The organism is Modestobacter sp. VKM Ac-2985, from assembly GCF_026967925.1.
Classification (GTDB): Bacteria; Actinomycetota; Actinomycetes; order Mycobacteriales; family Geodermatophilaceae; genus Modestobacter.
In genome coordinates this window covers 451,473-473,496 of the sequence record NZ_JAPVBI010000003.1, presented here as the reverse complement: position 1 = coordinate 473,496, position 22,024 = coordinate 451,473, and the positions used below count along the sequence as shown (strand labels likewise).

At 74.0% G+C, this 22,024-nt stretch carries 19 protein-coding genes; 9 read left to right on the top strand and 10 right to left on the bottom strand.

Features of this window, described 5'->3' with window-relative positions:
* Positions 1-25: 25 nt before the first annotated feature.
* From O2V61_RS18285 to O2V61_RS18275, 3 genes are all read left to right on the top strand, one after another.
* A complete protein-coding gene (locus tag O2V61_RS18285) occupies positions 26-2,251 on the top strand; it encodes a glycoside hydrolase family 3 C-terminal domain-containing protein (RefSeq protein WP_269184693.1) in 2,226 nt (741 codons plus the stop codon).
* Complete coding sequence (locus tag O2V61_RS18280) at positions 2,248-3,024, top strand: GDSL-type esterase/lipase family protein (RefSeq protein WP_269184692.1); 777 nt, start codon at positions 2,248-2,250, stop codon at positions 3,022-3,024. Before O2V61_RS18285 ends, O2V61_RS18280 begins: the two co-directional genes overlap by 4 nt.
* A gap of 74 nt (positions 3,025-3,098) precedes the next feature.
* The gene (locus tag O2V61_RS18275) at positions 3,099-4,115 is read left to right on the top strand and encodes a zinc-dependent alcohol dehydrogenase family protein (RefSeq protein WP_269184691.1); all 1,017 of its coding nucleotides are present in this window, start codon (positions 3,099-3,101) and stop codon (positions 4,113-4,115) included.
* Positions 4,116-4,153: 38 nt separating this feature from the next.
* Here O2V61_RS18275 and O2V61_RS18270 read toward each other — a convergent pair whose 3' ends face one another.
* The 3 genes from O2V61_RS18270 to O2V61_RS18260 form a co-directional block, all read right to left on the bottom strand.
* Positions 4,154-5,821 (bottom strand): MDR family MFS transporter, encoded by a 1,668-nt coding sequence (locus tag O2V61_RS18270; protein ID WP_269184690.1) that lies wholly within the window; start codon positions 5,819-5,821, stop codon positions 4,154-4,156.
* Positions 5,822-5,861: 40 nt separating this feature from the next.
* Positions 5,862-6,461 carry a TetR family transcriptional regulator gene (locus O2V61_RS18265; protein WP_269184689.1) on the bottom strand — a complete coding sequence of 200 codons (600 nt, stop codon included), beginning with the start codon at positions 6,459-6,461 and terminating at the stop codon, positions 5,862-5,864.
* Positions 6,462-6,564: 103 nt separating this feature from the next.
* Positions 6,565-6,888: a LacI family DNA-binding transcriptional regulator gene (locus tag O2V61_RS18260; protein WP_269184688.1), complete on the bottom strand. Its 324-nt coding sequence runs from the start codon at positions 6,886-6,888 to the stop codon at positions 6,565-6,567.
* 60 nt (positions 6,889-6,948) lie between these two features.
* On the opposite strand from O2V61_RS18260, the gene uidA reads away from it, so the two are divergent.
* From uidA to O2V61_RS18215, 6 genes are all read left to right on the top strand, one after another.
* The gene (gene uidA / locus O2V61_RS18255; protein WP_269184687.1) at positions 6,949-8,730 is read left to right on the top strand and encodes a beta-glucuronidase; all 1,782 of its coding nucleotides are present in this window, start codon (positions 6,949-6,951) and stop codon (positions 8,728-8,730) included.
* A 55-nt stretch (positions 8,731-8,785) separates the two neighbouring features.
* A complete protein-coding gene (locus O2V61_RS18250; RefSeq protein WP_269184686.1) occupies positions 8,786-9,652 on the top strand; it encodes an SDR family oxidoreductase in 867 nt (288 codons plus the stop codon).
* 18 nt (positions 9,653-9,670) lie between these two features.
* Entirely contained in the window at positions 9,671-10,873 is a 1,203-nt protein-coding gene (locus O2V61_RS18245; protein ID WP_269184685.1) for a pyridoxal phosphate-dependent aminotransferase, read from the top strand.
* Positions 10,870-11,625 (top strand): nitrilase-related carbon-nitrogen hydrolase, encoded by a 756-nt coding sequence (locus tag O2V61_RS18240; RefSeq protein ID WP_269184684.1) that lies wholly within the window; start codon positions 10,870-10,872, stop codon positions 11,623-11,625. The genes O2V61_RS18245 and O2V61_RS18240 overlap by 4 nt, the downstream gene beginning before the upstream one ends.
* 98 nt (positions 11,626-11,723) lie before the next feature.
* Positions 11,724-12,830 carry a cold-shock protein gene (locus tag O2V61_RS22445; protein WP_442929183.1) on the top strand — a complete coding sequence of 369 codons (1,107 nt, stop codon included), beginning with the start codon at positions 11,724-11,726 and terminating at the stop codon, positions 12,828-12,830.
* 93 nt (positions 12,831-12,923) lie between these two features.
* Positions 12,924-14,618, top strand: a complete 1,695-nt coding sequence (locus O2V61_RS18215) for a long-chain-fatty-acid--CoA ligase (protein WP_269184683.1) — start codon at positions 12,924-12,926, stop codon at positions 14,616-14,618.
* Here O2V61_RS18215 and O2V61_RS18210 read toward each other — a convergent pair.
* The 7 genes from O2V61_RS18210 to nirB form a co-directional block, all read right to left on the bottom strand.
* Positions 14,615-14,842: a hypothetical protein gene (locus O2V61_RS18210; protein ID WP_269184682.1), complete on the bottom strand. Its 228-nt coding sequence runs from the start codon at positions 14,840-14,842 to the stop codon at positions 14,615-14,617. The genes O2V61_RS18215 and O2V61_RS18210 overlap by 4 nt on opposite strands.
* A gap of 157 nt (positions 14,843-14,999) precedes the next feature.
* Positions 15,000-15,377 carry a hypothetical protein gene (locus tag O2V61_RS18205; RefSeq protein WP_269184681.1) on the bottom strand — a complete coding sequence of 126 codons (378 nt, stop codon included), beginning with the start codon at positions 15,375-15,377 and terminating at the stop codon, positions 15,000-15,002.
* Positions 15,378-15,848: 471 nt separating this feature from the next.
* The gene (hutH, locus tag O2V61_RS18200; protein WP_269184680.1) at positions 15,849-17,399 is read right to left on the bottom strand and encodes a histidine ammonia-lyase; all 1,551 of its coding nucleotides are present in this window, start codon (positions 17,397-17,399) and stop codon (positions 15,849-15,851) included.
* 73 nt (positions 17,400-17,472) lie between these two features.
* Positions 17,473-18,273 carry an IclR family transcriptional regulator gene (locus O2V61_RS18195; protein ID WP_269184679.1) on the bottom strand — a complete coding sequence of 267 codons (801 nt, stop codon included), beginning with the start codon at positions 18,271-18,273 and terminating at the stop codon, positions 17,473-17,475.
* Between the two features lie 41 nt (positions 18,274-18,314).
* Positions 18,315-18,878, bottom strand: coding sequence for a dihydrofolate reductase family protein (locus O2V61_RS18190; RefSeq protein ID WP_269184678.1), 564 nt, complete (start codon positions 18,876-18,878; stop codon positions 18,315-18,317).
* Positions 18,879-18,964: 86 nt separating this feature from the next.
* On the bottom strand, positions 18,965-19,336 hold the full coding sequence (gene nirD, locus O2V61_RS18185; RefSeq protein WP_269184677.1) for a nitrite reductase small subunit NirD: 372 nt from the start codon (positions 19,334-19,336) through the stop codon (positions 18,965-18,967).
* Entirely contained in the window at positions 19,333-21,966 is a 2,634-nt protein-coding gene (gene nirB / locus O2V61_RS18180; protein ID WP_269184676.1) for a nitrite reductase large subunit NirB, read from the bottom strand. Before nirB ends, nirD begins: the two co-directional genes overlap by 4 nt.
* Between the last annotated feature and the right edge of the window lie 58 nt (positions 21,967-22,024).

Below are 22,024 nucleotides of genomic sequence, written 5' to 3'. Positions count from 1 at the left end.
AGCCTGTGGTCGGCAGGATCGTCGGGTGACCTCCACCACGCCGATCGACCCCACCGACCTGCCCCTCGAGCGCAAGGCGCTGCTGCTGTCCGGCCAGGACTTCTGGTCGACCCCGCCGGTGGAGGAGGCGGGGCTGGCCTCGGTGGTGCTCACCGACGGCCCGCACGGCGTGCGCCGGCAGGTGGGCGACCTCGACCAGATCGGCCTCCTCGAGAGCGTGCCGGCCACCTGCTTCCCGCCGGCCGTCGCCGTGGGGTCCAGCTGGGACCCGGAGACCGCGGAGCGGATCGGGGCGGCGATCGGGGTCGAAGCCCGTGCGCTCGGCGTGCCCGTCGTCCTCGGGCCGGGGGTGAACATCAAGCGGTCGCCGCTGTGCGGGCGCAACTTCGAGTACTACTCCGAGGACCCGCTGCTGGCCGGGGTGCTCGGCGCCGCGCACGTCCGCGGCCAGCAGGGTGCGGGCGTCGGCGCGTCGGTGAAGCACTTCGCGGCCAACAACCAGGAGACGCAGCGCATGCAGGTCAGCGCGGACGTCGACGAGCGCACGCTGCGCGAGATCTACCTGCCGGCCTTCGAGCGGGTGGTCACCGAGGCCCAGCCGGCCACGGTGATGTGCGCCTACAACAAGGTGAACGGGGTCTACGCCTCGCAGCACCACTGGCTGCTCACCGAGGTGCTGCGCGAGGAGTGGGGCTTCACCGGGGCCGTCGTCTCCGACTGGGGCGCGGTCGACGACCGGGTCGCCGCCCTCGAAGCGGGCCTGGACCTGCAGATGCCCGGTGACCACGGCGCCGGCAACGCCCTGGTCGTGGACGCCGTGCGCAGCGGCCGGCTGGACGAGGCCGTCGTCGACCGCAGCGTCCGCCGGGTGGCGGCGCTGGCCGGGTACGTGACCGAGCCGACCGACGGGTTCGACGCCGACGCCCACCACGCGCTGGCCCGCGAGCTCGCTGCCGGCTGCGCGGTGCTGCTCAAGAACGGCGGTGCGCTGCCGCTGGCACCCGGGCAGCGGGTGGCCGTGGTCGGCGAGTTCGCCCGCACCCCGCGATTCCAGGGCGGCGGCAGCTCGCACGTCAACGCCACCCGCGTCGACGACGCCCTCACCGCGTTGCAGGCCGTGCACGCCGTGGAGTTCGCCCCGGGCTTCACCCTCGACGGCTCCGGCGACACCACCGCGCTGCGGGCGGAGGCCGTGGGCCTGGCCCGGGACGCCGACGTCACCGTCGTGTTCGCCGGGCTGGCCGAGGGCGACGAGTCCGAGGGCTTCGACCGCACGCACCTCGACCTGCCCGCGGCCCAGGTGGAGCTGATCCGTGCGGTGGCCGCGGTCAGCGCCCGCACGGTGGTCGTTCTCTCCTCCGGGGGCGTGGTGTCCCTGGAGGGCTGGCACGACGACGTCGACGCCGTGCTCGCCGGCTTCCTGCTCGGCCAGGCCGGCGGCAGCGCGCTGGCCGACCTGCTCACCGGTGCCGCCGACCCGTCGGGGCGGCTGGCCGAGACCATCCCGCTGCGGCTCGCGGACACCCCCAGCTTCCTCGACTTCCCCGGCGAGCAGGGCCACGTCCGCTACGGCGAGGGCGTGATGGTCGGCTACCGCCAGTTCGTCACCGTCGACCGCCCGGTGCGGTACCCGTTCGGCCACGGGCTGAGCTACACGACGTTCGAGACCAGCGGCCTGGAGGTGCGGACCGTCGGCGACGACGCCGCCACGGTGACCCTCACGGTGACGAACACCGGCACGCGGGCCGGCCGGCACGTCGTGCAGGTCTACGTCGCGACCACCGCCGGACCGGTGCGGCGGCCCGCCCGCGAGCTGCGCGCCTTCACCAAGGTCTCGCTGGCGGCGGGGGAGTCCACGACGGTGGCGTTCGAGCTGGACCGCCGGGCGTTCGCCTACTGGGACGTCCGGGAGCACGCCTGGGTCGTCGCACCGGGGGAGCACACCGTGCAGATCGGCCGCAGCGCCACCGACATCGTCGACGAGCGGACGATCGACCTCGCCGGGGACGTCGTCGTGCGGGAGCTGACCCTGCAGTCCTCGGTCGCCGAGTGGTTCGAGCACCCGGTCGCCGGCCCGCAGCTGCTGGAGGGCTTCCTGGCGACGATGCCCGAGGGGGCCGCGGAGATGCACGCCGGGATGCTGCAGATGATCGGCTCGATGCCGATGCGCCGGTTCGTCGCGGACTTCGGTGGGGCGATCCCCGCCGCGGAGCTCGAGCGGCTCATGGCGGCGGCCCGGGCCGCCCGGTGACCCGCTACGTCGCCCTGGGCAGCTCCTTCGCCGCTGGCCCCGGCATCGTCCCGATCCTGGTACCCGAGTGCGCGCGGTCGGGCCGCAACTACGCGCAGCTGGCCGCCGAGCGGCTCGGGTACGACCTGGTCGACGTCAGCTCGGGCGGGGCGACGATCGACGACGTCCTCACCCGGCCGCAGGCGCTGCTCGCCGGTGGCGCCGTGCCGCCGCAGGTCGAGGCGGTCGGCCCGGACGTCGACGTGGTGACCGTGACCGTCGGCGGCAACGACGTCGAGTACCTGCTCACCCTGCTGCGTTGCTCCTTCCAGGCTGACCCGGAGGGCACGCCGCTCCCGGCCCGGGCGTTCTTCGGCACCCCGATCGACCCGGCCGCGGTGCACGCGGCGCTGGCGGTCCTGCCGGACCGGCTGGGCCGGCTGGTCGGGGAGGTCCGCCGGCGGGCGCCCCGGGCCAGGGTCGTGCTGGTCGACTACCTCACCGTGGTGCCGGAGCAGGCCACCCCCGCCTTCCCGATGAGCGAGGAGCACCGCCTGCTGTGCGCCGACGTCGGCCGGCGGCTCGAGGCGGCGACCGCGGCGGCCGCCCGCGTCACCGGTGCCGACCTGGTGGCGGCCTCGGCCGCCTCCCGCGACCACGCCGTCGGCTCGGCCGAGCCGTGGGTCACCGGCTGGGTGTTCGGCGACCTGCTGGGCGGCGGGGTCGCCCCGTACCACCCGAACGCGGCAGGGATGCGCGCCGTCGCCGATCTGCTGGTCGACCGCGTGGGCTGAGGGCGGTTCGTCGCTGCGGGGACGGGCAAGGAGAGCGGGTCCAAGCCCCGCAGTCCGAGAGGAACACCGCCCCCATGCGCGGAGCAGTCCTGCACGCCCCCGGTGACGTCCGCGTCGAGCAGCTCGAGGACCCGCGGGTCGTGGAGCCCACCGACGCCGTGGTCCGGGCCTCCGCCACCTGCGTGTGCGGCTCGGACCTGTGGCCCTACCGCGGCATCAACGAGGTCACCGAGCCGACGCCGATCGGCCACGAGTACGTCGGGGTCGTCGAGGCGGTCGGGGACGACGTCACGACGGTCCGCCCCGGCCAGTTCGTCATCGTGCCGTTCATCGCCTCGGACGGGACCTGCCCGCACTGCCGGGCCGGGTACCAGAGTGCGTGCGCGCACCGGGTGGGCATCACCGGCGCCCAGGCCGAGCTGCTGCGCGTGCCGCACGCCGACGGCACGCTGGTCGCGACGCCCGAGGTGCCGTCGGCGGAGCTGCTGCCCAGCCTGCTCACCCTCTCCGACGTCATGGCCACCGGTTGGTTCGCCGCCGTCGCCGCCGGGGTGCAGCCGGGGATGACCGTCGCGGTGGTGGGGGACGGCGCCGTCGGACTGCTCGGCGTGCTGTCGGCCGCCCAGCTGGGGGCCGAGCGGATCATCGCCATGAGCCGGCACGAACCGCGGCAGCGGCTGGCCACCGGGTTCGGTGCCACCGACATCGTGACCGAGCGCGGCGACGAGGGGGTGGCGCGGATCCGGGACCTCACCGACGGGGTGGGGGCCGACGCCGTCCTGGAGTGCGTGGGCACCGGCGAGTCGATGGACCAGGCCATCCGTTCCACCCGACCCGGTGGCGGCGTCGGGTTCGTCGGCGTCCCGCACGGCGTGGAGATCACCGGACGGCAGCTGTTCTCCACGATGGTGCGGCTGCACGGCGGCCCCGCCCCGGTGCGCCGCTTCCTGCCCGACCTCATCGACCGGGTGTGGTCCGGGGCGATCGACCCGGGCCGGGTGTTCGACCTGACCCTGCCGCTGGACCAGGCCGCCGAGGGCTACCGCGCGATGGACGAGCGGCGCGCGGTCAAGGCGCTGCTGACGCCCTGACGGGACGGCGCCCGGGCGATGGTCCCGGGCGCCGTCCGCTACGCACGGACGTTCGCGTCGTCGTCCCGCTCGTCCCCGACCGGCTCGACCAGCACAGGCTCGTCGACGCCCGGGTCCGCGCGCAGTGCCGCTAGGTCCGCCTCCGACGACACGGCCTCGCCGCGGGCGACCATCCCGGCGACGTCGGACAGCGGCACCTCGCGCAGCGCCAGGGCCAGCAGCAGCGCGAGCACCAGGATCGGCACCAGGTACCAGAACACCGGGGCCAGGGCGTCGGCGTAGGCGTCCACGATCGCGGTGCGCAGCGGCTCACCCGCGGCCTCGACCGCCGTCGGCACCAGCGTGTCCGGGGAGGTGATCCCGGCCTGCAGCGCCTGCTCGGGGTTGGCGGCCAGGGCCTCGCCGAGCCGGTCGCCCAGGCGGCTGGTGAAGAGGGTGCCGAAGACGGCGACGCCGAGCACCGCACCCACCTCGCGGAAGTAGTTGTTCGTCGAGGTGGCGGTGCCGATCTGCGCGGCGGGGACGGCGTTCTGCGCGGCGAGGACGACGTTCTGCATGATCAGCCCGAGCCCCGCGCCGAGCAGGAAGAACATCGCGCCGACGGTCCACAGCGCGGTGTCCCCGGCCAGCGTGGTCATCCACAGCATCGCCGCCAGGATCAGCGCGACCCCGGCGACGGTGAACACCTTGTAGCGGCCGGTGCGCATGATGACCGCGGCCGAGCTCTGGATGGTCAGGATGATCCCGGCGGTCATCGGCAGCATCAGCAGCCCGGAGTTCGCCGCCGACAGGCCCGAGCTCATCTGCAGGTAGGTGGGCATGAAGGCGATCGCGGAGAACATGCCCAGGCCGACGGCCATGCCCAGCGCGGTGGCCACCACGAAGGTGGGGTTGCCGAACAGCGACAACGGGACGATCGGTTCCACCGCCCGCCGCTCCACCAGCACGAACGCCGCGATCGAGCCGGCGAGCAGGGTCAGCAGCGCCAGCACCTGCCAGGAGCCCCAGCCCTCGCTGCCGCCGATGTCGGTGGCGAGCACCAGCGACGTGGTGGCGACCGACAGGGTGAGGATGCCGGCGAGGTCCAGCGGTGTGGTGTTCCGCTTGCGCGGCAGGGTGAGCGCGGCCCAGCCGACGGCGAAGGCAGCCAGCCCGATCGGCACGTTGACCCAGAAGCACCAGCGCCAGCCCAGTGCCGCCGAGTCGGTGAAGAACCCGCCGACCAGCGGCCCGGCGACGGCGGACAGCCCGAACAACGCACCGATCGGGCCCATGTACTTCGCCCGCTCCCGGGCCGGGACGATGTCGGCGATGATCGCCTGGGACAGGATCATCAGCCCGCCGCCGCCGAGGCCCTGCACGCCCCGCCAGAACACCAGCCAGCCGAAGTCCGGCGCCAGCGCGGCCCCCAGGCTCGCGGCGGTGAACAGCCCGATCGCCACCAGGAACAGCGTGCGCCGGCCGAACAGGTCACCGAACTTGCCGTAGACCGGCATGACCAGGGTGGTCGCCAGCAGGTAGGCGGTGGTCATCCAGGCCATGTGCGAGACACCGCCGAGCTCACCGACGATCGTCGGCATCGCGGTGGAGATGATCGTCTGGTCCAGCGCCGCCATCAGCATGCCGGCCAGCAGCGCGCCGAAGATGGTGTTGATCCTCCGGCGGGTCAGGACGATGGGCGGCGCGGCGGTGGGCGCGCTGGACATGGAGCTCCTCAGAGGTGGTGCGGGGGGATGTTCGGTCGGGTCAGTGGCGCGGGGCGGGGAAGCCCGCCTCGACCTGGTCCCAGCCTTCGGCGACGAGGGCGGGCAGCGATGTGGCGTAGCCACCGGCGCGCCAGCGGTGCAGCGCGCTGCGCATCACCGAGCCCTGGACGGCGGCGAGCAGGGAGGGCTGGACGTCGAGCTCGGCCCGGGTGCCGGTGCGGGCGGCGAGCCACTCGGCCAGCAGCTGCTCGCTCCGGGCGAACGAGGCGGTGAGCCGGGCGGCCAGCGCCGGGTGCGCGTCGACGACCTGCAGTCGCAGCGGCCACAGCTCGGTCTCTGCGGCCATCCGCGCGGCCTCGGCCGCGTGCACCGCGCGCAGCGCCTGGACGGGCGTCTCGGTCGTCGGCCGGGCGGACAGTGCCTCGGCCAGGCGGAGCGGGTGCTCCGGGTCCAGGCCGATGACCGCGTCGTCCTTGGACGGGAAGTAGTTGAAGAAGGTGCGGGGGGAGACCTCGGCGTCGGCGGCGATGTCGTCGACCGACACCTGGTCCAGCCCGTGTTCGGCGACCAGCCTCAGCGCCGCCTCGTGCAACGCCGCGCGGGTGGCCTGCTTCTTGCGTTCGCGCAGCCCGGTCGTCACGGCGGCAGCATGCCAGAAAATATGCAGAGACTGCAAACATGCGCTCGATGAACGATGCGCCGTCGGGGGACGGCATCGGCGGGCGTGCCCTCGGCCAGCGCCGTCAGCTCGTCGGCCCGGGGCGTCCCGGAGGGGCGAGGAGCCCCGTACGTGGGCCACCCAGCCGGCGAGCACCGCCACCGCGGCGGCCGGCAGTCGTCCGGCGACATTCCGGTCCGGTGGTCGCCAGGGCACGGGCCTGCGGGGTGGTCCGGTAGCCGAGCTCCTCGGCGACCTGCCGGACGCGCTCGGCGGTGTCCGCGTTGACGAGCCCCGGGCGGGAGAACGTGCAGGAGACCGTGGACGCCACGACCTCGGCCGCCCGCGCGACGTCGTAGATCGTCGCCCCGGCCTCTCGCTCCTCGTCCACGGCACCGGGTGTGCTCACCGCGCGACAACCCGCGGCAACGGATTGCTCCACCCGCCCCGCTGTGACCTACTCGCAGGCATGCTCCGCCCCCAGGACAGCCCCACCCGTGAGCGGAAGAGCCTGGACGGGCTCTGGCAGTTCCGCCTCGACCCGGACGGCGTCGGGCGGCAGGCCGGCTGGTGGCGCGGGCGGCTGCAGGAGACCCGCGAGGTGCCGGTACCGGCCAGCTACAACGACGTGTTCGCCGACGCGACGGTGCGCGACCACGTCGGTGACGCCTGGTACCAGACCACCGTCCGGGTACCGCGGGGCTGGGCCGGGCAGCGCGTCGTCCTCCGGTTCGACGCGGCCACCCACCGGGCCGTCGTCTGGGTGGACGACGTGGAGGTCGCCCGGCACGAGGGCGGCTACACCCCCTTCGAGGCCGACGTCACCGCGCATGTCCGCCCCGGGGAGCCGGCCCGGGTGACCGTGGTCGTCAACAACGAGCTCACCTGGGAGTCGGTGCCACCGGGCGAGGTCGAGGACACCCCGCGGGGACGCACGCAGGTCTACTTCCACGACTTCTTCAACTACGCCGGGTTGCACCGCTCGGTCTGGTTGCACTGCACTCCGCACGCCCACCTGGACGACGTCACCGTGGTCACCGGCCTGGCCGGGGACGCCGGCACGGTGGGGTACCGGGTCGGCGCGATGGACGCCGACGGGCTCGGCGTCCGGGCGGTCCTGCGGGACGCCGAGGGCATCGAGGTGGCCACCGCCGAGGGCGCCGACGGCGTCCTGCAGGTGGCCGGCGTGCACCCGTGGCGACCGGGCGAGGGCTACCTGTACGACCTGGAGCTCGCCCTGGTTGACGGGCCCGACGTGGTGGACAGCTACGTGCTGCCCGTCGGCGTGCGCACCGTGGAGGTCCGGGGCCAGCAGTTCCTGATCAACGGCGAGCCGTTCTCCTTCACCGGGTTCGGCAAGCACGAGGACCTGCCGGTGCGCGGCAAGGGCCACGACGACGTCTTCCTGGTGCACGACGCCGCGCTGATGCGGTGGATCGGCGCCAACAGCTTCCGCACGGCGCACTACCCGTACGCCGAGGAGGTGCTCGACTTCGCCGACCGGCACGGGATCGTGGTCATCGACGAGACCGCGGCGGTCGGGCAGAACATGACCCTGGCCGCGTTCGCGCTCGGCCGTCCCAAGGTGCCCACCTTCTCCGCGGAGACGATCGGCGAGGCCGGCCACGCCGCCCACGCCCAGGCGATCCGGGAGCTGGTGGCCCGCGACCGCAACCACCCGAGCGTCGTCCTCTGGAGCATCGCCAACGAACCGGAGTCCGACACCGACGAGGCCTGCGCGTACTTCGAGCCGCTGTTCGACCTGACCCGGGAGCTGGACCCGACCCGGCCGGTGGGCTTCGCCAACATGATGTTCTCCGCGTACGGCAAGGACCGGCTGCACCGTTACGCCGACGTGGTCATGCTCAACCGCTACTACGGCTGGTACCGGCACGCCGGGGACCTGGTCGCGGCCGAGGAGGCGCTGGAGGCCGAGCTGACCGGCTGGGCGACCGAGGGCAAGCCGATCATCGTCACCGAGTACGGCGCCGACACGATCGCCGGCCTGCACCAGGTCACCCCGATGCCGTGGAGCGAGGAGTACCAGGTCGAGTTCCTGGAGATGTACCACCGGGTGTTCGACCGGATCGACGCCGTCATCGGCGAGCACGTCTGGAACTTCGCCGACTTCGCCACCGGCCCGGGCACCAGCCGGGTCGACGGGAACCGGAAGGGCGTCTTCACCCGGGACCGTCGGCCCAAGGCGGCCGCGCACACGCTCCGCCGTCGCTGGCGCGGCACCGGCGGCTGAGGACGCTCCTTCCCCAGAGCGAGCGGCATCGGTGGCGCTCGGCGAGGATCGGTTGGTGACCGATCCTCAGCTCCCGCCCCTCGCCGTGACCGGGTCGACCGGACGGCTCGGCGGCCGGGTCGCCCGGCTGCTCGCCGACGCCGAGGTGAGCCAGCGCCTGCTGGTCCGCGACCCGGCCCGTGCGCCGCAGCTGCCCGGCAGCACCGTCGCGACCGCGCCCTACGGCGACCGGGCGGCCGTCCGCGAGGCGCTGGCCGGCGTCGGCACGGTCTTCATGGTCTCCGGCAGCGAGTCCGCCGACCGGGTCGAGCAGCACCGCAGCTTCCTCGACGCGGCGGCCGACGCCGGGGTCGGTCACCTGGTCTACCTCTCCTTCCTCGGCGCCGCGCCGGACGCGACCTTCCTGCTGGCCCGCGACCACTGGGCCACCGAGGAGCACGCCCGGTCCCTGGGGCTGGTCACGACGTTCCTGCGGGACGGGCTCTACGCCGAGGACATGCCGGGGATGGTCGGTGCGGACGGCGTGATCCGCGGACCCGCCGATGACGGCCGGGCGTCGGTGGTGGCGCTGGACGACATCGCCGCCGTCGCCGCCCTCGTGCTGCAGGACCCGGTGCCGCACGCCGGGGCGGTCTACCACCTCACCGGACCGGCGGCGCTGACCCTCGACGAGATCGCCGAGACGATCACCTCCGTCACCGGCCGGCCGGTGCGCCACCACCAGGAGACCGTGGCGGAGGCCCACGCCTCCCGGGCCCAGTTCGAGGCACCCGAGTGGCTGGTGGACGCCTGGGTCTCCACGTACACCGCGATCGCGGCGGGCGAGATGGCCACGGTCAGCAGCGACGTCCCCGACCTGCTGGGCCGCCCGGCCACCCCGCTGGCCGAGGTGCTGCGGCGGACGGACGCCCCAACAGGGTGAGCACGGCAGGATGAGCCGGTGACCCGGACACCGCACCTCGCCTCCCGGCTGCAGGGCTTCGGGACGACGGTCTTCGCCGAGATGAGCGCGCTGGCCGTCGCCACCGGCGCGATCAACCTGGGCCAGGGCTTCCCGGACGAGCCGGGCCCGGCCGAGGTGCTCGACGTCGCTCGGGCCGCGATCGGCACCGCGCACGACCAGTACCCGCCGGGCCCCGGCCAGCCCGACCTGCGGGCCGCGATCGCCGAGCACCAGCAGCGGTTCCGCGGCCTGACCTACGACCCGGTCGACGAGGTGCTGGTCACCGCCGGGGCGACCGAGGCGCTGACCGCCGCACTGCTCGGGCTGCTCGAGCCCGGCGACGAGGTGGTGCTGTTCGAGCCGATGTACGACAGCTACGCCGCGGCGGTGGCGATGGCCGGCGGGGTGCTGCGCCCGGTGCCGCTCCGCCCGCCGTCCTCGGTCGCCGGCGAGGTCGCCACGGGCCCCTGGACCTTCGACGAGGCCGAGCTGCGCGCCGCGGTCACCCCGCGGGCGCGGCTGCTGCTGCTCAACACCCCGCACAACCCGACCGGCAAGGTGTTCACCCGCGCCGAACTGGCGGTGCTGGCCGAGGTGGCCGGCGCCGCGGACCTGACGGTGCTCACCGACGAGGTCTACGAGCACCTGGTCTTCGCCGGCGCCGAGCACGTCTCGATCGCCACCCTGCCCGGCATGGCCGAGCGCACCCTGGTGGTCAGCAGCGGCGGCAAGACGTTCAACACCACCGGCTGGAAGACCGGCTGGGTCTGCGGCCCGGCGCCCCTGGTGGCGGCGGCCCGCACCGCGAAGCAGTACCTCACCTTCGTCAACGGCGGCCCGTTCCAGCCGGCGATCGCCGCGGGGCTGCGGTTGCCCGACGAGTACTTCACCCGCGTCGCCGCCGACCTGCAGCGCCGCCGCGACCTCCTGGTGGCCGGGCTGGCCGACGCAGGGCTGCCGGTGGTGAGCCCGGAGGCCACCTACTTCGCCACCGTCGACGTCCGCCCGCGGCAGCCCGACGGCGACGGCGTCGCGTTCTGCCGGTCGCTGCCCGGGCGCGCCGGGGTGGTCGCCGTCCCGACCGTGGTCTTCTACTCACCGGAGCACGCGGAGCTGGGGCGGCACCTGGTGCGGTTCGCGTTCTGCAAGCGGGATGAGGTGCTGGCCGAGGCGGCCCAGCGGTTGAGGGAGCTCAGATGAGGATCGCGGCGGTGCAGCACGACATCGTCTGGGAGGACCGGGCGGCGAACTTCGCGCGGCTGGCCCCGCAGGTCGCCCGCGCGGTGGGCGCCGGGGCGGAGCTGGTGCTGCTCACCGAGACCTTCTCCACCGGCTTCTCGATGACGCCCGGGATCGGTGAACCGGAGGGTGGGCCGTCGTCGGAGTTCCTCGCCGCGCAGGCCGCCGAGCACGGCGTCTGGGTGGCCGGCACCTGCCCGGAGACCGACGTCGAGGGCGAGCTGCCCTACAACACGTTCGTGCTCGCCGGCCCGGACGGCACCACCCACCGGTACCGGAAGCTGCACCCCTTCGCCGACGAGCGGACCCGGTTCCGCTCCGGCACCGGCCCGGTCACCGTCGACGTCGGCGGCCTGCGGATCACCCCGTTCATCTGCTACGACCTGCGCTTCGCCGACGTGTTCTGGGCCGCCGCCCCGGACACCGACGTCTACCTGGTGCCGGCGAACTGGCCCAGCCCGCGCCGGCACCACTGGTCGGCGCTGCTGCAGGCCCGGGCGATCGAGAACCAGGCCTACGTGGTCGGCTGCAACCGGGTCGGCACGGCCGGCGACGGCACCGAGCACGCCGGGGACAGCCGGATCATCTCCCCCGTGGGCGAGCTGCTGGCCACCGCCTCGGGGGTGGAGACGATCGTGCTCGCCGACGTCGACGCCGCCGAGGTCACCGCCACCCGCGACCGGTTCCGGTTCATCGCCGACCGTCGCGGTTGACCCCCGGTGAGGAGGCCGGGTCGTCAGAGCGGGCAGGCTGGAGGACCCTGGTACAGGTAGGTACCAGCTGGGACGACGAGATGTGCAGGAGCTAGAGGATGCCGCAGGGCACGGTCAAGTGGTTCAACGCCGAGAAGGGCTTCGGGTTCATCGAGCCCGACGACGGTGGGCAGGACGTGTTCGCGCACTTCTCCGCGATCGCAGACGACGGCGGCTTCCGCAGCCTGGACGAGGGGCAGCGGGTCGAGTACACCGCCAGCTCCGGCGACCGGGGCATGCAGGCCGACTCCATCCAGCCCCTCGGCGGCGGCGGCGGTGGCCGGCCCGCCCGTGAGGAGCGCGGTCACCGCGACGACCCACGGCAGGTGCGCGCCCCGCGGGCCCCCCGCAGTGGTGGCGGCGGCTCGGAGGGCACGGTCCGCTGGTTCAACGCCGAGAAGGGCTTCGGGTTCATCGAGCCCGACGAGGGCGGGGACGACGTGTTCGTGCACTTCTCCGCGATCGCCGACGACGGTGGCTACCGCAGCCTGGACGAGGGTCAGCGGGTCGAGTACACCGCCAGCCCCGGCCAGCGCGGCATGCAGGCCGATTCGGTCCAGCCGCTCGGCGGCGGCCGGGCGCCCCAGCGCGAGGAGCGCGGTCGCCAGGACGTGCCCGCCCCGCGCGGTGGGCGTGGCGGCTCCGAGGGCACCGTGCGGTTCTTCAACGCCGAGAAGGGCTTCGGGTTCATCGAGCCCGACGAGGGCGGGGACGACATCTTCGTCCACTTCTCCGCCATCGAGGACGACGGTGGCTACCGCAGCCTGGACGAGGGCCAGCGGGTCGAGTACACCGCCAGCCCCGGCCAGCGCGGCATGCAGGCCGACTCGGTCCGCCCGCTGGGCGGCGGGCGCCCGCCGGCCCGGTACGACGACCGGCGTGACGACCGGCGGGACGACCGGCCGCGCCGGGACGACCGCAGTGCGCGCGCTCCGCGGGCCCCCCGCGGCGGCGGTGCCGGCGCCCAGGGCACCGTGCGCTTCTTCAACTCCGAGAAGGGCTTCGGGTTCATCGAGCCCGACGAGGGCGGGGACGACGTCTTCGTGCACTTCTCCGCCATCGCCGACGACGGTGGCTACCGCAGCCTGGACGAGGGTCAGCGGGTCGAGTACACCGCCAGCGCCGGCGACCGCGGCATGCAGGCCGACTCCGTCCAGCCGCTCTGACACCCTCCCGCTGACCGCCGGGCACCCGCGGCGGTCAGCGGGACGGACGGCCCTCCGCCGACCCCGGGTGCGCCGTCGCGAACGGGGGAACAGATGGTCACCGAGCCGGACCGCAGCACGCCGGAGGCACCGGCCTGGACCCGGAGCTACGCCGAGGGCGTCCCGGCCGAGGTGGAGGTCCCGCGGGACACCATCCCGGACCTGCTGACCTCGGCGGCTCAGCGGTTCCCCGACCGGCCGGCGCTGGAGTTCTTCGGCGCGACGACCAGCTATGCCGAGCTCCGGGACGCCGTCGCCCGTGCCGCGACGGTGCTGCGCGACCTGGGGGTGCGGCCCGGTGACCGGGTGGCCCTGGTGCTGCCCAACTGCCCGCAGCACGTGGTCGCGTTCAACGCCGTCCTCCGGCTGGGTGCGGTGGTCGTCGAGCACAACCCGCTGTACACCCCCGAGGAGCTCGGCTCCCAGTTCCGCGACCACGGGGCCGCTGTCGCGGTGGTCTGGAACGTCGTCGCCCCCGTGGTGCAGGAGCTGGACGTCCCGGAGCTGCGCGAGGTGCTGGCGGTCGACCTGAGCCGGGCGCTGCCGCTGGTGAAGCGGCTGGCGCTGCGGCTGCCGGTGCCCAAGGCCCGGGCCACCCGGGCGGCGATGACGAAGCCGGCTCCCGGGACGACGTCCTGGGACGCCGTGGTGGCCGAGGCGCCCCCGCTGGACGAGGCGCACCCGGGTCCGGCGCACGAGGACGTGGCGCTGCTGCAGTACACCGGCGGCACCACCGGCAGCCCGAAGGCCGCCGTCCTCACCCACCGGAACCTGGTCGCCAACGTCACCCAGTCCCTCGCCTGGGTGCCTCAGCTGCGGGCAGGGGAGGAGGTCCTCTACGGCGTCCTCCCGATGTTCCACGCCTACGGCGTGCTGCTCTGCCTCGCCGCGGCCGTGCGGCTGGGTGCGGTGCTGGTGCTGTTCCCGCGCTTCGACGTCGACCAGGTGCTGGCCGCGGCGAAGAAGCGGCCGCCGACGTTCTTCCCCGGGGTGCCGCCGATGTACCAGCGGCTGGCGGCTGCGGCCGAGGAGCGGGGCGTGGACCTGTCGGGCACCCGGGTGGCGATCTCCGGGGCGATGCCGCTGCCGCTGAAGACCGCCCAGCTGTGGGAGCGGGTGACCGGCGGGCTGGTCGTGGAGGGCTACGGGATGACCGAGGCCTCACCGATCGTGATCGGCAACCCGGTGGGTCCGACGCGGCGCCCCGGCACCGTCGGGCTGCCGTTCCCGTCGACCCGGATGCGGGTGGTCGACCCGGAGGACCCGACCGTCGACCGGGCGCCGGGGGAGCGCGGGGAACTGCTGGTCCAGGGGCCGCAGGTGTTCTCCGGCTACTGGAACCGGCCGGAGGAGACCGCTGCCGTCCTGCTGCCCGGTGGCTGGCTGCGCACCGGCGACGTGGTCGAGGTCGACGACGACGGGTTCGTCCGGATCGTCGACCGGATCAAGGAGCTGATCATCACCGGCGGCTTCAACGTCTACCCCTCCGAGGTCGAGGAGGTGCTGAAGGCGGTCGACGGCATCACCGACGCCGCCGTCGTCGGCCTGCCCGGCACGAACGGGGAGGACGTCGTCGCCGCGGTCGTGCTGGAGGGGGAGCTGGACCTGGACGCCGTCCGGGAGTCGATCCGCGCGTCGCTGGCCGGCTACAAGGTGCCGCGACGGATCGTGGCGGTCGAGGACCTGCCACGCTCCCAGATCGGCAAGGTGCTCCGCCGCGAGGTCCGCGACCAACTGCTCGCCGACTAGCGGAGCTCAATCGGTGAGGTCGGTGATCGGTCCGGTGCCTGGGCCCGCCGACGCCTCAGCCAGTGTTCCGCAGCCGCCCGCAGCGACCAGCCAGCGGAGAGCACGACCACGTACACCCCGAACCGCGACCACCCCGTCAGCCAGACGATGAGCGCCCCCAGCAACACCAACGCGGCGTTGAACCCGAAGTCGACGGCCACGGCCCGCGCTCCATAACGGCTCATCGCCCCGACGCTAGGCCATCTGGCCGCCTTGCCTCCGCCACCTGACCCAGCCCGGCTGGACTTTCCGGCTCGCCATTACCTGGGTCGCCGACGTCCGCCCTTCCGATGTAGCGCGGACAGTGGCCAACGTGTGACTGAGCGGCCCACTTTGAGACAGTCAGTCCATGAGCTGTCGGTACTTCTCTCTGAACTGAGTTATCGGCATGGTCGCCAAGTCCGCGCGAACCTCCTGCAGAAGTCGATTAACCTCGTGGGGACCGGCGGCTCGCGGGCGGAGTAGGGCCCATCGTCCGCCGGTGTGGTCCTCGACCAGCACCCTGTCGCCCCGCCAACGCCGACGCCTGTAGTGGGCGACCAATGAGTCTTCGACCGGGACGTGCTCTAGGTCGGGCGGTACGCGGGAGCACATGTCGGCGTCGTCCCGATCACCGTGGTCCTCTTCGATGATGCAGTCGACGCAGTGAGTGACCGAGAGCAAGACTCCGGGGTGATACGTCCACACGTGCCCGCAGTCAGGGCACAGGCTGTCGGTCACGACGGACGACGCTAGTCGCGGAGGGGTAGGCGCGACTATCCCGTGGGCCACCTTGTGGGCGGTGTCCCTGAGCGGCCCACTAAGGGACAGTCACCGCCTCGTGCTGGAGGTTGGGCCGTTGCGTCGCTCGCGCATATGCAGCCACAGGTACGAGGCAGCAAGAGCGACGGATGCCCCCGCGAGAAGCAGTCTGAACCAGGAGGAGTCGCCAAGAGCCAGCACGATCTGCCCGAGGGCTTGGATCGTCAGCAGCCAGAGTAGCCATGCAGGCCAACGAGTCTTAGTGCTTTCCGCCGACACGGCAGGAACGCTAGGGATCAAGGCTGTCGTGATCAAACGTGCTCCACCACCGGGTGAACGACGGGGGACAGGCGACGGTGTCCCATAGGCCGCCTTCAGAGCGGATGGTGCCGTGCAGAGCACCCGGTCATCACGAGGTCTGACCTCTCTCATCACCGAGCGGCTTCCGGCTCAGAGCAGCGGCAGGCCGGTTGCGTCGATCACGTCGCCGCCAGCGAGCAGCTGCACGGCGACCTCGATCTCTGGGGCGAGGTGCCGGTCCGGGCCCGGGCCGGGCACCCCGGCGGCTCGGAGGGCGTCCCGCACAGCGCCGGTGGCCGCGGCCGGCTGCAGCGGGGCGCGCAGGTCCAGCGCCCGGGCCGCGGTGAGCACCTCGATGGCCAGCACTCGGGTCAGCCCGTCCAGGGCCCGGCGCAGCTTGCGGGCGGCGTGCCAGCCCATCGACACGTGGTCCTCCTGCATCGCCGAGGAGGGGATCGAGTCGACGCTGGCCGGCACCGCGAGGCGCTTCAGCTCGCTGACGATCCCGGCGGCGGTGTACTGGGCGATCATGTGGCCGGAGTCGACCCCGGCGTCGGCGGCCAGGAACGGCGGGAGCCCGTTGCTGCGGGCGGCGTCCAGCATCCGGTCGGTGCGCCGCTCGCTCATGCTGGCCACGTCGGCGACAGCGATCGCCAGGAAGTCCAGCACGTAGCCGACCGGGGCGCCGTGGAAGTTGCCGTTGGACTCCACCCGTCCGTCGACCGTCACCACCGGGTTGTCGATCGCCGCGGCCAGCTCCCGCTCGGCGACCGTGGCGGCGTGCGCGGCGGTGTCCCGGGCCGCGCCGTGCACCTGCGGGGCGCAGCGCAGTGAGTAGGCGTCCTGCACGCGGGTGCACTCCGGGCCGCGGTGGCTGGCCATCACCCCGCTGCCGGCCAGCAATGCCCGCAGGTTGGCCGCGGAGTCGGCCTGCCCGGGGTGCGGGCGCAGCCCCTGCAGGTCGGCGGCGAACACCGCGTCGCTGCCCAGCAGCGCCTCCACGCTCATCGCCGCGGCGACGTCGGCGGTGCTCAGCAGCCGGCGCAGGTCGGCCAGCGCGAGCACCAGCATGCCGAGCATCCCGTCGGTGCCGTTGACCAGCGCCAGGCCCTCCTTCTCCGCCAACTGCACCGGGGAGAGTCCGGCGTCGACCAGCGCCTCGGCGGCCGGGCGCAGCACCCCGGCGGCGTCCCGGACGGTCCCTTCGCCCATCAGCGCCAGCGCGATCGACGACAGGGGCGCGAGGTCACCGGAGCACCCCAGCGAGCCGTACTCGTGCACGGTCGGGGTGATCCCGGCGTCCAGCATCGCCGCATAGCCGCGGGCCGTCTCCGGACGGACGCCGGTGCGCCCGGTCGCCAGCGTCGACAGCCGCAGCAGCATCAGCGCCCGGACCACCTCGCGCTCCACCTCCGGGCCGGAGCCGGCGGCGTGCGAGCGGATCAGGCTGCGCTGCAGCTGGGCCCGCTGGGCGACCGGGATGTGCCGGGTGGCCAGTGCGCCGAACCCGGTGGAGACGCCGTAGTGCGGGCGGTCGTCGTCGGCCAGCCGCTCGACGACCGCCCGGGTGGCGGCGATCCCGGCCAGCGCCTCCTCGGACAGCCGCACGCCACAGCCGTCCCGGGCGACGCGGACGACGTCGTCGAAGGAGACCGGTCCGCTGCCGACCACGACCTGCTGGGTGTCCAGCGCTGTGCTCATGGGTCCATCTGACCTGGCCTGCGGCAACGGATCCAGGTCCGCGAGCCGGGTGCTGTCCGGTATCCCAGACGTTTCAGTCGGGGCGGCGGCCGCTGATCCGGCGGGTCAGCTCGGCGGCCGCTCGGGCCACCCGCTGTGCCAGCTCCGTCCGCCCCGGGGCGGCGACGTCCTCGGTGGGGAAGGTGACCGCGACCGCCGCCGCCGGCCGGCCGGCGTGGTCGTGCACCGCCGCGGCGACCGAGGCGAACCCCGGCGTGACCTCGCCGTCCTCGTCGGCGTACCCGGCCCGGCGTACCTCGCCCAGCAGCCGGCGCAGCTCCGAGAGCCGGCGGGGACCCAGGTCGTGCCGGTCGACGAAGGCGGTCGCGTCGGGGAACAGTGCCCGCACCTGAGCCGGCGGCAGACCGGCCAGCAGCGCCCGGCCACTGGCGGTCAGCTGGGCCGGCAGCCGGACGCCCACGTCGGTCACCAGCGGCGGCCGGCCCGGCGCACGCTGCTCGACCACGTAGAGCACCTCCCGGCCGTGCAGGACCGCGAGGTGCGCGGACTGGCCGACCGCGTCGACCAGCCGGGCCAGCACCGGGCGGGCCAGCCGGGCCAGCGGCTCCTGACGGGAGTAGGCGCTGCCGATCTCGAAGGCGCTCACGCCGAGCCCGTAGCGGCGTTCCTCGGGCAGGTGGACGACGAAGCCGGCGTCGACCAGTTCGGCGAGCAGGTGGTACGTCGTCGACCGCGGCAGCCCGAGGTCGCGGGCCAGGGCGGCGGCCGGGACGGCACCGGGGGAGCGGGCCAGCGCCTGGAGCAGCGCCAGCGCCTGCCGGGCGGCCGGTACCCCGCCCCGCGGCGTCCGCGGCGAGGGGACCGGCTCTGGCACCGGGGGAGCCTACGGCCCGATCGACCCCGCGCTGCCTGCGGTCAGCGAGGCCGTTCGTGCCGCAGCAGGACGACGCCGTTGCCGAAGGTGCGGGTCTCGACCAGGCGCAGGTCCCTGGGCTTCTCGCCAGGACCGAAGAGCTGGCGCCCGGCCCCCAGCAGCACCGGGTTCACGTAGATCCGGTACTCGTCGATGAGGTCGTGCTGCCGGAAGGCCGCGCCCAACAGCGCCCCGCCCAGGACCATGTCGCCCCCGGGCTGCGCCTGCAGTGCCCGCACCTGGTCGGGCACGACGTCGCGCACCAGGGTGGCGTTCGGACCCGGGGCGGTCAGGCTGCTCGAGTAGACCACCTTGGGCATCTCCCGCCAGATGCCGGCGAACTCCGCCTCGGTGGGCGAGCTGGTGGGGTCCTGGTCCGCGGCCGGCCAGTACTGCTCCATCAGCTGGTAGGTCACCCGGCCGCAGAGGAAGGCGCCCATCGTCGCGAGCTGCTCGTTGAAGTGGGCGTGCAGCTCCTCGTCGACGCGGTGCCAGCTGATGTCGCCGTCCGGGCCCTCGAAGTACCCGTCGAGCGACACCGCCATCTGGGCCACGACTCTGCGCATGCTCTTCTCCCGTCCCGGTCGCCTGCTCTACCGGAGACAGGACCGCCGAGCAGCGCTGGACTCATCGGTCCCGGGCAGGGCGCGGCTCAGCCGCCCGAGCCGATCTCCACCCAGCCGTCGCGCAGCCGCACCGGGTGGACCGGCAGGCGCACCGCCGAGTCGTCGGGTGCGTCCAGGCAGACCCCGGTGCGCAGGTCGAACACCTGCTTGTACATCGGCGAGGCCACCGTCGGCGCGTCGCCGCGGGTGCCGACGAGGCCCCGGGCGATCACGTGCGCACCGCTCACCGGGTCGCGGTGTCCGACGGCGTGCAGCGAACCGTCGAAGAGCCGGAACACGGCGATCTGCTGGTCACCGACCAGGGCGGCCACCCCGCGCTCGGGCTGCAGATCGGTGTACCGGCAGACGGCCGTCCAGCCGGTCTGTGCCGTGGTCTCGGGGGGCAGGGTCGCGGTCATCGGGAGAACACCTCCAGTCGGGGGCCAGCCACCAGGACGGCGCCGGTGGCCTCGCCGGCCGTCCGTTCCGCCGCGGTGCTCGGCCGGGGCTGACCCCGCTCCACGACGTAGGACAGCGACGGGTCGGGGGAGTCGGGGGCGTTCACGAAGGAGGCGAACCGGCGCAGCTTCTCCGGGTCCTCCAGGGTGGCGCGCCACTCGTCGGTGTAGCCCTCGACGTGGTCGGCCATCGCCGCGTCCAGGTCGGCGGCGATGCCCAGGCTGTCCTCCAGGACGACGGCGCGCACGTGGTCCAGCCCGCCCTCGATCTCCTCCAGCCACGGCGCGGTGCGCTGCAGCCGGTCGGCGGTGCGCACGTAGTAGACGAGGAAGCGGTCGATGGTGCGCACCAGCGTCTCGGTGTCCAGGTCCTCGGCCAGCAGCTTCGCGTGCCGCGGGGTGAAGCCGCCGTTGCCGCCGACGTAGAGGTTCCAGCCGTTGTCGGTGGCGATGACCCCGACGTCCTTGCCGCGGGCCTCGGCGCACTCCCGCGCGCAGCCGGACACCCCGAGCTTGATCTTGTGCGGAGAGCGCAGCCCGCGGTAGCGCAGCTCCAGGGCGATCGCCAGGGCCACCGAGTCCTGCACGCCGTACCGGCACCAGGTCGAGCCCACGCAGGACTTCACCGTGCGCAGCGACTTGCCGTACGCGTGCCCGGACTCGAAGCCGGCCGCCACCAGCCGCTCCCAGATCGCCGGCAGCAGCTCCATCCGGGCGCCGAACAGGTCGATCCGCTGACCACCGGTGATCTTGGTGTAGAGCCCGAAGTCGCGGGCCACCTCGCCGATCGCGATCAGCCCCTCCGGCGTCACCTCGCCGCCGGGGATCCGCGGCACCACCGAGTAGGTGCCGTCCTTCTGGATGTTGGCCATCACGTGGTCGTTGGTGTCCTGCAGCGTCGCCCGCTCGCCGTCCAGCACGTGCCGGGAGTCCAGGCTGGCCAGGATGGAGGCGACGACCGGCTTGCAGATGTCGCAGCCGCGGCCGCGGCCGTGCCGGTCGACCAGCTCGCTGAAGCTGGTGATCCCGGTGACCCGGACGACGTCGAACAGCTGCGCCCGGCTGACGTCGAAGTGCTCGCACAGCGCCGAGCTGACGCTCACCCCGGCGGCGGCCAGCTCGGTGGTCACCAGCTTCTTCACCAGCGGCAGGCAGGAGCCGCAGCTCGTGCCGGCCTTGGTGCACGCCTTCACCGCGCCCAGGTCGGCGCACCCGTCGCAGCGGACGGCGTCCCGGATCGACCCGGCGGTGACGTTGTTGCACGAGCAGACCGCGGCGTCGTCGGGCAGCTCGGCCGACGCGGGCCCGCCCTCGGCGCCCTCGGGCAGCAGCCAGGCGGCCGGGTCACCGCCGAGCTCCCGGCCGACGAGGGGCCGCAGCCCGGCGTAGGCGCTCGCGTCCCCGACGAGGATGCCGCCGAGCAGGGTGCGCGCGTCGTCGGAGAGCACCAGCTTCTTGTAGACCCCGGCGACCGGGTCGCCGTAGACGACCGACAGCGCGCCAGGGGAGGTGCCGAACGCATCGCCGAAGCTGGCGACGTCGACCCCGAGCAGCTTCAGCTTGGTGGACAGGTCCGCGCCGGGGAACTCCGCGGCGCCGCCGAGCAGCTGGTCGGCGACGATCTCGGCCATCGTGTACCCGGGGGCGACCAGGCCCCAGGTGCGCCCGTCGAGGCAGGCCACCTCGCCGATCGCCCAGACGGCCGGGTCCTCGGTGCGGCAGCTGGGGTCCACGACCACGCCGCCACGGGGGCCGACCGGGAGCTCGGACGCGCGGGCCAGCTCGTCGCGCGGGCGCACACCCGCGGCGAACACGACGACGTCGACGTCCAGGTGGGTCAGCCCCGCCGCCGAGCCCTCGGCGGCGTGCATCCGGGCCACCCGGCCGTCGCGGCCGGCGGTGAGCTTGGCCGTCGCGGTGCCCGCGTGCACCTGGACGCCGAGCGCGCCGACCAGTCGCTGCAGCGCCTCGCCGCCGCCCTCGTCGACCTGCAGCGGCATCAGCCGGGGGGCGAACTCGACGACGTGGGTCTGCACGCCCAGGGCGGTCAGCGCGCCGGCGGCCTCCAGCCCGAGCAGCCCACCGCCGACGACGGCGCCGGTGACCGGGCGAGGGTGGGCGCCGTCCTTGCGCCGGGTGTCGACCTCGGTCACGTACTGGCGCAGTGCGGCGACGTCGTCGATCGTGCGGTAGACGAAGCAGCCCGGGAGGTCCTTCCCCTCGACCGGGGGGACGAACGGTGACGACCCGGTGGCCAGCACGAGCGCGTCGTAGCCGTGCTCCCGGCCGCCCGCGGTCCGCACCACCCGGGCCGCGCGGTCGACCTCGGTCACCTGCTCGCCCCGGCGAAGCTGCACGCCCGGGGTGTCCCAGAGCGCCGGGTCGCCGAGCGCGAGGTCCTGCGGGTCCCGGCCGGAGAAGTACGAGGTCAGGGCGACCCGGTCGTAGGGGGCCCGCGGCTCCTCGGCGAGCACGGTCACCTGCCAGCCGCCGTCGGCCACCCCACCCCGGTCGACGAGCGCCTCGACCAGCCGGTGGGCGACCATCCCGCCGCCGACGACGACGAGCTGACGAGGTGCGGGGGTGCTCATGCGCAGGGTGCTCCTTCGACGGCGGCGGTGCGGCGGGACGGCGGCCCACTGCCGAGCG

Coding starts and splice junctions, on each gene's coding strand:
- O2V61_RS18190 (WP_269184678.1), bottom strand. CDS start 18,878: ATGCGCAGAGTCGTGGCCCAGATGGCGGTGTCGCTCGACGGGTACTTC.
- O2V61_RS18210 (WP_269184682.1), bottom strand. CDS start 14,842: ATGAGCCGTTATGGAGCGCGGGCCGTGGCCGTCGACTTCGGGTTCAAC.
- O2V61_RS18240 (WP_269184684.1), top strand. CDS start 10,870: ATGAGGATCGCGGCGGTGCAGCACGACATCGTCTGGGAGGACCGGGCG.
- nirD (WP_269184677.1), bottom strand. CDS start 19,336: ATGACCGCGACCCTGCCCCCCGAGACCACGGCACAGACCGGCTGGACG.
- O2V61_RS18215 (WP_269184683.1), top strand. CDS start 12,924: ATGGTCACCGAGCCGGACCGCAGCACGCCGGAGGCACCGGCCTGGACC.
- uidA (WP_269184687.1), top strand. CDS start 6,949: ATGCTCCGCCCCCAGGACAGCCCCACCCGTGAGCGGAAGAGCCTGGAC.
- hutH (WP_269184680.1), bottom strand. CDS start 17,399: ATGAGCACAGCGCTGGACACCCAGCAGGTCGTGGTCGGCAGCGGACCG.
- O2V61_RS22445 (WP_442929183.1), top strand. CDS start 11,724: ATGCCGCAGGGCACGGTCAAGTGGTTCAACGCCGAGAAGGGCTTCGGG.
- nirB (WP_269184676.1), bottom strand. CDS start 21,966: ATGAGCACCCCCGCACCTCGTCAGCTCGTCGTCGTCGGCGGCGGGATG.
- O2V61_RS18270 (WP_269184690.1), bottom strand. CDS start 5,821: ATGTCCAGCGCGCCCACCGCCGCGCCGCCCATCGTCCTGACCCGCCGG.
- O2V61_RS18275 (WP_269184691.1), top strand. CDS start 3,099: ATGCGCGGAGCAGTCCTGCACGCCCCCGGTGACGTCCGCGTCGAGCAG.